8 protein-coding genes are annotated in these 10,105 nt (G+C 29.1%); 4 read left to right on the forward strand and 4 right to left on the reverse strand.

Features of this window, described 5'->3' with window-relative positions; genetic code table 11:
• Positions 1–94: 94 nt before the first annotated feature.
• Both LQ694_RS13815 and LQ694_RS13820 read right to left on the reverse strand, forming a co-directional pair.
• Positions 95–3,442 (reverse strand): endo-alpha-N-acetylgalactosaminidase family protein, encoded by a 3,348-nt coding sequence (locus tag LQ694_RS13815; protein ID WP_231493030.1) that lies wholly within the window; start codon positions 3,440–3,442, stop codon positions 95–97.
• Positions 3,443–3,611: 169 nt separating this feature from the next.
• Positions 3,612–3,848 (reverse strand): hypothetical protein, encoded by a 237-nt coding sequence (locus LQ694_RS13820; protein WP_058612403.1) that lies wholly within the window; start codon positions 3,846–3,848, stop codon positions 3,612–3,614.
• Between the two features lie 192 nt (positions 3,849–4,040).
• On the opposite strand from LQ694_RS13820, the gene LQ694_RS13825 reads away from it, so the two are divergent.
• The 3 genes from LQ694_RS13825 (at position 4,041) to chrA (ending at position 7,735) form a co-directional block, all read left to right on the forward strand.
• Positions 4,041–4,583 (forward strand): GrpB family protein, encoded by a 543-nt coding sequence (locus LQ694_RS13825; RefSeq protein ID WP_218696705.1) that lies wholly within the window; start codon positions 4,041–4,043, stop codon positions 4,581–4,583.
• A 27-nt stretch (positions 4,584–4,610) separates the two neighbouring features.
• The gene (locus tag LQ694_RS13830; protein WP_218696706.1) at positions 4,611–5,048 is read left to right on the forward strand and encodes a GNAT family N-acetyltransferase; all 438 of its coding nucleotides are present in this window, start codon (positions 4,611–4,613) and stop codon (positions 5,046–5,048) included.
• 1,523 nt (positions 5,049–6,571) lie between these two features.
• A complete protein-coding gene (gene chrA / locus LQ694_RS13835; protein WP_218696707.1) occupies positions 6,572–7,735 on the forward strand; it encodes a chromate efflux transporter in 1,164 nt (387 codons plus the stop codon).
• Between the two features lie 230 nt (positions 7,736–7,965).
• Here chrA and LQ694_RS13840 read toward each other — a convergent pair whose 3' ends face one another.
• Complete coding sequence (locus LQ694_RS13840; protein ID WP_218696708.1) at positions 7,966–8,607, reverse strand: FMN-dependent NADH-azoreductase; 642 nt, start codon at positions 8,605–8,607, stop codon at positions 7,966–7,968.
• Between the two features lie 79 nt (positions 8,608–8,686).
• Between LQ694_RS13840 and LQ694_RS13845 the strand changes: the two genes are divergently transcribed.
• Entirely contained in the window at positions 8,687–9,625 is a 939-nt protein-coding gene (locus tag LQ694_RS13845; RefSeq protein WP_218696710.1) for a helix-turn-helix transcriptional regulator, read from the forward strand.
• Positions 9,626–9,674: 49 nt separating this feature from the next.
• On the opposite strand, the gene LQ694_RS13850 is transcribed toward LQ694_RS13845, so the two are convergent.
• Positions 9,675–9,905, reverse strand: coding sequence for a hypothetical protein (locus LQ694_RS13850; protein ID WP_096791301.1), 231 nt, complete (start codon positions 9,903–9,905; stop codon positions 9,675–9,677).
• Positions 9,906–10,105: the final 200 nt, after the last annotated feature.

Below are 10,105 nucleotides of genomic sequence, written 5' to 3' on the forward strand. Positions count from 1 at the left end.
TGCTTGTCACGTCCCACTTGCAATATTCTCCTATCCTATTTCTAAAAATATGAAAAAGAGTCTAGAACATTTCTGTCCCAGACCCGTTTTTAACTTAATCCTCTTTTACTTCTTTAATGACTAAATTATCTAAAACGAAATCTTTAGTCCCTTCAAAGTTCACTTGACCTTCATTTTTAACACCTTTATTGTCTGCCTTTTTATCTGTTGATGCTATGCCAATCCATGTTTGACCATTTTTATGACCTTTAATTTTTGTTTTAAATTGACGATGTTTCTTACTTTCTACAGTACCTTTCAATGGTGTTTCTTTGTATTTTTGATTACCAATACTGTCGCTACCTGTAGCAAAAGCATATGTGTCATCAGATCCTGCTTCATAATCAAACGAAACTTCATATGTCTTATTTGATTCAAATCTAAAGTTTTGCGGTATCGTTTGATAAGCAAGTTTATTCTTTTCTACTTGACCATTAATTTTTAATGACCATGTACCGTCGATAACATCACTTATACGTTTATTATTCCATTCGCGTTGTGTATATGGGGCATGTTTTTCAGATAAGTGTGTTCTATTATCTTCTACGCCTTCAATATCAGACACAACAAATGGGAATATGCCTTGAGGTACTTTTTCGAAATTTTGTTTAAACACTTTATCTTGTGAATATAATTGTTGATCATTTTCGAAAATTCGAATGTCATCAAAATAAGTGAGACCTTCGCCTTTATCTCTAGAAATTGTTAAAATTGCTTTACCATTTTTAGGTGCTTTAAAGTGCACATACATATTTTGGAAGTAACTATCGTTACCTTTAGTTGCTGATTCTTTAGTTGTATTATGAGCGTTAGCTTTAACATAATTTTTAGCGATGGATTTAGTAGTATAATTTGGATGTGTTGTACCATCTGCATCTACACTAATACGTGCTTTATGATCACTTCGATTATCCACACCTACATATACAGCATATTGTTTACCTGGTTTCAAATCTGTTAATTTTTGTTTCAATTCAACATTTTTCTTCGGATTGTTAATCGTTAACATATTGTCGCTACTGTTTGATTTCGTAATAGAAACATCTTTTTTAGATCCATTAATTTTCCAATCTTTAAGATTTTCTGCATTAAATCCTGGATCTTTAATGTGCATATTTTCTCCGTATTTCACTTTCTCTTTATGTTGTTTTGATTTATACAATACATATGGTGTACTCGCTTTAACATTGCTTAATGTAACTTTACCATCTTTAACACGAACATTTTCAACATATTGGCGACCATGCTCAGTTAATTGGTATAATTTTAAATGCTTACTGTTCCAACCTTTTGGTAATTCCCAAGTTGATTCTCCACCATCTTCATTATAATGATAAAGCTTTTGTTTCTTACTGCTTAGTTGCTTACCATTTTCATCCCAGTTCCATGGAATTAAATATTTATTGCCATCTAATATCTTTTGACCATTTAATGTGATCGTTCTGGATCTATAGTTTTCTTTGTCATTTTCATAATCATTAGATTTACGCTTAATAACTACTTTGTCTTTACCATTTTTTAATTGGATTTCCATTTCAGGTGTCCATTCAACAGTTTGGTCATTTGCTGTCATTTTGACTGGCTTGCCATCTACCCACTTCGTAACTTCAAAGTGCTGTAGGTATTTCGTAGATAAATTTGTTTTAAAAATATTATTAATGTATTCATCAAAGTTGTTTCTACCTTGCCAACCTTCAAAGTCTTTCATATCATATCCACCGAGTAATGGATAATCAGCTGCACCTGAATAAGTTTGATAATTACCTACCCAAGAGTCTTTCTCGTGGTTTCGAATAAATCTTGCAACTTTTGAATTAATCCCTTTGTTTTCATAGCCACCATAAGTTAAATCTGCAGCCCAATGTTGGAATGTTGAATCATATTCCATACCATGACCCCATTCAACAGCCACTCTCCAACCTAAATCTTGAATTTCTTTTGCTAATTGATGAGACATCCAAGCTTGGTTATCACCTGATTGACCATTGCCCCATACATCTACATAAATAAAGTCTAAATCTTTACCTACTTTATCTTTAAAAGCCTTTAATCGATCTTTTCTACCATGCAACATATCATATTTTGCATCAATGTTAATACCTTGATCTAACCAATTCCAACCATAATTATACGTACCGTCTTCATTTTTTCTTAAACGGTCAAGATTAAATGCTTTAGACTCTGGATATGTTTCACTTGCATTAATATGTACACCAAACTTTGCACCATATTTCTTACCGTTCTTAAGTAATTTCTTCATATCTTCAGCGCCACCGATACGTTGACCAATATTATCATAATCAAGATGACCAGAATCGTGGCCCTCACTACCGTATCCTTTTAATATAATTGACTGACCTAATCCATCTGTATTTAAATTAACTTTTTTAACACCATCAAGCGATTTTAAGAATGGATTTTGTGCTTGTGAACCGAAATTCATTGCGATACGGTGTGCAACTAAATCTGGTACAGATTCTGAACCTGTCGGATGATTCATGATAGCTCTATATGCAATAGCACCATCTTGCCAGTCTGTTTTTCCATCACCATTTTCATCATCCGTAATAACAACTTTTGTTTTTGGCATTAAATGTTGTTCTTTAGCATTTTCATAACTTTGACCCGGCTGCAATGTCCATTTAGAACTAGATAAACCGACATATTTATCTTTATCTACTTGTTTAGAAGTCGCATTTATTCTCGTATAATCAAGCTCTCCAGTTCCTTCAGAATGTTGTGAATTACTCCAAACACCTGCACTCGTCTTATCGTTTGAAACAAAACCATATATCATTGGATAATTAAAATCATCTTCAATATCTTTATTGACTTTAAAGTTTTTGTCGCCACTTTTCATCGTATTTGTAGACATACGTGTTGTTTGTAAGTTAGCATTTTTCTGTTTAGAATTCACAGAAACTAATGAATGATTAGGTATTTCAAAATCTTTTATAACAGTATCATCACTTTTACCATCTAACTTATTTTTATAATCCTTCATATCAAAATGCAATTGGTTATCTTTAACCTTCATCTCAATAGTAAATTCAGCATCTATTTTTTTATCCTTATTAGAAGCAATTAATTGATATTGAGCTGCATGTGCATTAATTTTTTTATACTTAACTTTCGGTTGAACCGATTTACCATTCACTTTAATCGTTTTAATTTCTTTAACTTGGCCATCCATCTTTTTACCATTTTTCAAAGTATATTCAATAGCCCTTGGAAACGACTTATCAACCTTAACCTTCATCTTATTGCTCTTTAATACATCCCCTTTGTCTTTTGCTTCAACATGATGATTCGTCATCGTTAATAAACTTAACAACATAACAGAAACAATTGAAACGACAAACAGTTTTTTCCTCCATACAAATGTTTTATTACTAAAATTCAAATTAAACACCCCTTTTTAAAATTTGAAAACTTACATTAATTGTAGACTTTTATTTTATTATAGTCTAGCGTTTTTGTTCTATATTGTTTGATTTTACTTTCTATTTTGTTCATATAAACAAAAAGAACGAAATGATGAGATTCATCATTTCGTTCACAATTCATACTATTTATTTATAATTTTTAATTACTCTAACAATCAGTGCAATCATAGGAAAAATCATTAAGACAAGAACAATATAATATAGATCAACAATACTATTTTCCCATGTAATTGGCACAATCACACCAAGCGCCATAATAAGCACTAAAATGATAATATTTACAAACATGCATACTAACAGATCACGAAAACTTGATTTATTTTTGTAATCGAATGTTTGCTTCCAAAAATTTATATATGTCATAAGCAACCCTCCATTCCATTTACAGAATATACCAAATATATCAATTAATATCAATTGTTTTTTAGTGGTTTCTTAAAAATAATAAGAACATAATTTGTTTTAAATTACTCAAATAAGTTAAACTTAATCTACTATCTAGAACGAGGAGGCATATTATTAATTTATAACATATTCAAAAGGACTGATATACAAATGAAGGTTAATATCGAAAAACATAATCCTTATTGGGTAAATCTTTTTGCAAAAGAATCAAACAATATAAAAAGAATATTTGGTGATGAATTACATTCAATCCATCATATAGGTAGTACATCGATTCCACATATATCTGCAAAGCCAATTATAGATATTATGCCTATCGTTAATAATATAGACAATGTGGATAAATATAATCATGATTTTGAAAAGTTTGATTATGATGTGCATGGCGAATATGGAATAGTTAATAGAAGATACTTTACTAAACTTGATAAAGAAACAAATAAAAAACTTTACCATGTTCATGTTTATGATTGTAAAGATGATAAAAACATTAATCGCCATCTCGCTTTTAGAGATTTCTTAATTGAGTTTCCAGAAGTAGCTAAGGAATATGAAGATTTAAAAATGATGCTCATTAATAAGTATTGCGGAGACAAAGAACAGTATGTAAATGGGAAAAATGAATTTGTAAAAATGACTGAAAAGCTTGCTATAAATTGGTATTTACAAAACAAAAAAGGATACAGACTATAATTCATTTCAAAAATATAGGTGATAACAATGATACATATAAAAGAGTTTTATAATTCATTACCTGAGTTAGAAAATAAAGAACTATCTAAAATACACAATGAAATTTTTGATACAAATGTAAATTTAAACGACAAATTCTTAAGTAAAAATAAAATTATAATTTTAGTCGCCTATAAAGAAAAAACAATTGTTGGATATAAAATTGGATATGAAGTGGATCGTTCTACTTTTTACAGTTGGTTAGGTGGCGTTGAAAAAAATAATCGAAATCATGGAATTGCGCAAATGCTTATGGATAAACAAATACGCATATTAAAAAGTAAAGGGTACGACAAAATTCAAACTAAAACATTTAATAAATGGAAAAGCATGCTCATTTTAAATATCAAAAATGACTTTCAAATAAAAAATTGTTATCCAAATAAAAATGACTTAGCGATCATTTTAGAGAAAGATATCAAATAGAAAATTACAGAAATAATCTACAACATAAATACTTGATGATCCATGTTGTACATAGTTATACTTTTGACACATATTTAACACATGCATCCTTCTTTACTTTTACTAAGGAACTTAAAAATATCCTAAGTAATTTATACATCTTGGTGCAGTGTTAGCGCAGTTACGCTATTTAACAAGCCATTTACACATACAAAAAAATCCCGTCATATCTACGTTACAAGAAACGAGATACAACGGGATATTGGTAATTTACGTCCTGGGAGTGAGTTTATTACTATTTATAACCATTGATATAACAGGATTTATATAATTATTGGGGACTACATGGGGATTAAAATATATTTTCTTAATTTTTTGGGCTTCACTTTTTATTTCATTTTGACCAAATTATAACCATTATTTTTTAGGTTTAAAATGCAGTTCACACGACTTACAGTATAATGAATAACCAAACTTTACATTTAAAAAGAAAATGAATATTGGTATCGGAAGAACAAATATTATTATAATTATTGCACTTAGCGGATCACTATTATAAACGCTAGATGCTATCCCTACAAATATAAACAGTACAGCAAACGCAACGCTAATACCTAATAAACATCCCAAACAACTACTTGACTGTTCGATAACCGCTCCAGAATTGCACCTTGGACAACGTTGCCAACCCATTATGTATCACTCCTAGTTTATGTAATATTATTATTCTCTCTATATATAATTCCTTAAATTTATAAATGATAGTAGTCCATCCTTATTACACAAATCTAACTAATTTCACTGTCCAGATTTGGACTGTGAGATTTTTTTGAATCAATACAAGTGTATTTATAACTACGGTTGTAGTTACGGAATTTTTTGTACATTACCTGTTACTCAATTTTAAGTAATAGTACACGGTCTTTTTTGGACAACCAAACCACATACTTATTTTTTTGAGTAAATACCCTATTACTCAAAACGATTTCTAGGCAAGTTAGCATATAACTACCCACATATAGATGTTTCGAGGCGTTAGAAGTGCAATGAGCAACATGTTTTTTTGTCTAATGCCATGTTTAACGACTACCTTATTAATAAAGTCATTAGTAGTGACATCATATCTCTGTATATACGTATTCCTAAAATGGGAATGTGTATAATTATATACTATTGTAATGATGTAGAGATGTGCTCCCCCAACATCTTTTAAACTGAATTGTATTGTCCTTTTATATAGGTATCTGTATCATGACGACACCTTACAATCTGTGGTACTGATTTGGTACTTTAGTTCCTTGACCTGAGTAGTCAATATGACAACGCAGGTATAATAAAATGGAACAATTGGCAATGATAGCTTGTTAATAAGTCCATACATGAAAGTAGCACGTAGGATATAAACTATTCAATGTTATCAAATACTATTAAATGTAACATTGAGTATGGCTTGTATTGTGGAGATTTAGTAAAATTAACACAAAGTATCTTTTTTATAAATTATAAGTCACATAATTCTAATTAATAAACATAAGGAGAATTTTATGCATAGATATTTAAATATATTTTTAGTTGCATTAAAACTTGGATTACTATCATTTGGAGGACCAACTGCCCATTTAGGTTATTTCTATGATGAGTATGTTAAGAAAAGAAAATGGCTTGATGAAAAGGAATACTCAGATTTAGTAGCCCTATGCCAGTTTTTACCTGGGCCTGCTAGTAGCCAAGTTGGTATTGGTATCGGAACTATCAGAGGAGGAATTCTGGGAGGAGTTATTTCTTTTATTGGGTTTACAATTCCTTCTGTGATTATACTTATGGTTTTTTCATCATTATTTATTAATAGTGATTCTATTTTTACTTGGATGCAAGGATTAAAACTAGTTGCAGTTGCTATTGTTGCCCAAGCCGTAATAGGTATGGGTAAAAAATTAACAAATACTAAAAGTACCATTACATTGGCATTATTTGTTCTTATATTATCTCTAACAATCGATAATCTTTTTATACAAGTAATTGCATTATCTATTACTGGTATATATGGTCTTATCTTTTTAAAAGAATGCTCTACAAATAAAAACAATTTAAGAGTGAAGTCATTTAAATTACCTAAAATGCTAGGCTTTATTTCAATCTCATTATTTTTTTTACTATTAATTGTATTACCTATAGTTAGTTCTATGACGAATAATTTATGGCTTAGAATGTTCGATAGTTTTTATAGATCTGGTTCTTTAGTGTTTGGAGGCGGTCATGTCGTATTACCTTTATTAGAAAATGAGTTTGTACCAAAAGGTTTAATATCGCCTGATAACTTCATAACGGGTTACGCTGCTGCTCAAGCTGTACCCGGGCCATTATTTACGTTCGCTTCATATATTGGCATGTTTATAGAAGGTATTGGAGGAGGAGTTTTAGCCACTGTGGCCATATTCCTGCCAGCATTTCTATTATTATTTGGAGTGTTACCATTTTGGGATAATATTAAATCTAATATTTATGCTGAAGGTTTTTTAAAAGGTATAAGTGCTGGTGTAGTCGGTATTCTAATCGCTGCATTTTATAATCCTATTTGGACTTCAACTATTAAATCAGAATTAGATTTTGTTCTAGCTAGCTCATTATTCGTATTCCTTGTGTATTTTAAATTACCTTCCTGGTCTATTGTACTGATAGCGATTATATTCGGTGTAATGTTTTATTAATCCTTCTTATTCATAATCATAATCTGAGAATAACTTTGATAAAATCTTTTACAAAATCAACATCATTTTTTAAAAATATAGGTATTAAATTAAGGTTTATAAATATAAATAAATGGTTTCTTGAATTTATAACACCTTATCTCAATATAAAATATAGCAAATAACCCACCAATTAAGGTGGGTTATTCTTTATGTTCTACTTTAAATATCCTCAAATATGTGTTCATTAATTATTTAGAATAGAATTTTGTAAAAAACTTACTCAACTCGTCTTCAGCACCCTTTATTATTTCTTCTTCATTCAATATAGCCGTACCTTGGGCTCGCACAACATATAAATTATCAAATCCCATTATATCTTCGAACATTCCTTTAAGATAATGGTAAGAAAATTCCAGTGGAGTGTAACGATCATTATTTGTAAATATAGATCCACTAGCTTGTAAAAGTAACGCTTTTTTATTATTGGTCATCAAACCTACCGAACCGTTTTCTGTATACTTGAAGGTTTCTCTTGCTATCAAAATATTATCAATATAATCTTTCATTTGTGAAGTTATATTAAAATTGTGCAGTGGTGATACAATAACGATACGGTCTGCATTTTTAAACTGTTTTAATAGACCATTAGAAATTTTAGATAACTTTAATTCTTCATCAGATAATAAGGTATTTGAACGTTGCTTTTCCCATATTGAAAGCAATTCTTTCTTATCGATTCGTGGAATCACCATATTATATAAATTAATAATTTCTAGGTCTTCATCCGAATAATTCTTCTTATATTTATCTAAAAACATTTCTTTTAATTTGAAAGAAAAACTATTTTCATTTTCAAAATCAGGATGTGCATTAATTATTAAAGTATTCATTATAAATTCTCCTTTTGATGTGATATATTTATTTTAATACTAAAAGGTGTCAATTAAAGTCACCATTAAAGGAGAAAACATGAAAAAATCAGAACGTTTAAATCAAGAATTAATTTTTTTGAGCAATAAAAATTCTTTTAATCTTGCTGATATCATTGCAGAATTCAATATTTCAAAAAGAACAGCGCTTAGAGATATTGAAGAACTAGAACAGATGGGATTAAGTATTTATGTAGAAAATGGCAGATATGGTGGATATAAAATTATCAATCAAAATTTGATAACTCCAATATATTTTAATAATGATGAAATTTTAGCTATATTTTTTTCTTTGAAATCTTTAGATTTACTTACTAGTACACCTTTTCAAAAAAACTATAAACAAATTAGAGAAAAATTATTTGCAACATTACCGAGTTACTCTCAAAAAAACATCAGTAAAACGTTAGATTACATACGTTATTATACGCCTTATCCGATAAGTGAATTCAATTATTTATCTGATATATTATACGCAATTATGCACGAAAAAATTGTTTATATAACATACTTTGATTTCAAAGGTAGAGAATTAAAAATGCAAATATACGAACTATTATATCGAAATGGAATATGGTTTCTAGAAGGCTACGATTTTTTCTCTAATGACTGGGGAATATACCGTTGTGATTTAATTACAAAATTAATTATTAAAGATGAATCAAATGAATTCGTCTCAAATGAAGAATTAAATAAATTTAAGAAACAATATGATGAATATTATAGAGACATCCCATTTAAATGTCAGTTAAATTCCGATGGCGTTGAATCTTTTAAAAAAAATCATTATCCGGGTATGCAATTAGAATATATAGATAACACTCCTTATATAATCGGAAAATACAATGAGAGAGAATTGAATTACCTAGTTAAATATTTAATAACTTTAGGCGAAAATGTAATAATATTAGATACAAAACAACTCAAAGAAAAATACATTCAGACATTAACATCTATATTAGAAAATTATAAAGAATGAATTTTTTCAAATGAAAAAGACCACTAATTTTTATTAATGGTCTTTAAACTTATCCAAATTCCATTGGATCAGGAACATTTATTTCAACTTTTTTAGTTGCTGCACTAATAATAACCTCGGTATCATAATTCGTACTAGTAATTGAAATACTATCACCAATTACTTTAAATGATATAGATATTTCACCATCTTGATTAAGAATTAGTGCTTTATTATCACAAGTAAAAAAGTCATAATTTCCATTGTAGTTTACTTCAATTTCAAAACCTTTAAAATTCATATGCATTCTCCTTTAAATTTTTATTATACTTTTTACATTATATACCAATTATCCAAAATATGTATATAGTTATTAATATATATTTTATATTTATAAAAAAACACCCACCAAGGTAGTGACCCCCCAAAGTTAGAGTTTTCATTATGCTATTAATTGGCTGGATTGAGTTCGGTATTGTACTGGACTTCGTCCAGCCAATT

The sequence above is a fragment of the Mammaliicoccus sp. P-M58 genome (assembly GCF_022386165.1).
In the GTDB taxonomy this organism is placed as follows: Bacteria; Bacillota; Bacilli; order Staphylococcales; family Staphylococcaceae; genus Mammaliicoccus; species Mammaliicoccus sciuri.

What these genes read in the sequence shown, in the direction of transcription:
- LQ694_RS13820 (WP_058612403.1), bottom strand. Translation starts at nt 3,848, where the DNA reads ATGACATATATAAATTTTTGGAAGCAAACATTCGATTACAAAAATAAA.
- LQ694_RS13825 (WP_218696705.1), top strand. Translation starts at nt 4,041, where the DNA reads ATGAAGGTTAATATCGAAAAACATAATCCTTATTGGGTAAATCTTTTT.
- LQ694_RS13830 (WP_218696706.1), top strand. Translation starts at nt 4,611, where the DNA reads ATGATACATATAAAAGAGTTTTATAATTCATTACCTGAGTTAGAAAAT.
- chrA (WP_218696707.1), top strand. Translation starts at nt 6,572, where the DNA reads ATGCATAGATATTTAAATATATTTTTAGTTGCATTAAAACTTGGATTA.
- LQ694_RS13840 (WP_218696708.1), bottom strand. Translation starts at nt 8,607, where the DNA reads ATGAATACTTTAATAATTAATGCACATCCTGATTTTGAAAATGAAAAT.
- LQ694_RS13845 (WP_218696710.1), top strand. Translation starts at nt 8,687, where the DNA reads ATGAAAAAATCAGAACGTTTAAATCAAGAATTAATTTTTTTGAGCAAT.
- LQ694_RS13850 (WP_096791301.1), bottom strand. Translation starts at nt 9,905, where the DNA reads ATGAATTTTAAAGGTTTTGAAATTGAAGTAAACTACAATGGAAATTAT.